Annotated in this window: 1 protein-coding gene; it reads left to right on the top strand. The window is 67.1% G+C overall.

The window, feature by feature from the left end; all coding sequences use genetic code 11:
- On the top strand, window positions 1-627 hold a 627-nt coding region (locus LS48_RS15925), incomplete at both ends, for a TonB-dependent receptor plug domain-containing protein (RefSeq protein WP_204376487.1).

The raw sequence follows: 627 nt of genomic DNA, 5'->3' as shown, positions 1-627 counted from the left end.
GATCGGCATGGGGACGGGGTCGGCCTGGGGGCAGACGGCCGGTAGCGCCGCAGCGGGGGTTGCGCCGACGATCACCGCAGAAGACGACCAGTCCGGCGGCCTCGCCGACATCGTCGTCACCGCGCAGAAGCGCAAGACGAACCTGCAGGACACGCCGATCGCGATTTCGGTGCTCGACGACAGCGCGCTGCGCAACCGCCACGTCCAGTCGCTGGTCGATCTGCAGGACGGCGCGATCCCGTCCTTGCGCGTCGCGCCCTTCTATTCGCGCAATTCGGCGCTGATCGTAAACATCCGCGGCGTCGGCGTCTTGAGCGATAGCAACCAGCCCGCGCGCGACCAGGGCGTCGGCGTCTATATCGACGGCGTGTATCTGGGCCGTGCGCAGGGCCTCGGCACCGCGCTGTACGACGTGCAGAGCATCGAAGTGCTGAAAGGCCCGCAGGGCACGCTGTTCGGCCGCAACACCGAAGGCGGCGCGCTCAACATCGTCACCAAGAAGCCGACGGGGGAATTCGGCTTCAACGGCACCGCCGGCATCGGCAATTACGGCAGCTACAAGGGCGAAGCGCATCTCGATCTGCCCGCGTTCGGCAATGTCGCGGTGAAGCTGGACGGCATCGTCAC

It is taken from the genome of Aequorivita aquimaris (assembly GCF_001573155.1).
Taxonomy (GTDB): domain Bacteria; phylum Bacteroidota; class Bacteroidia; order Flavobacteriales; family Flavobacteriaceae; genus Aequorivita; species Aequorivita aquimaris.
The sequence above is the reverse complement of the archived record's forward strand: the minus strand, read 5'-3'. Positions and strand labels throughout refer to the sequence as shown.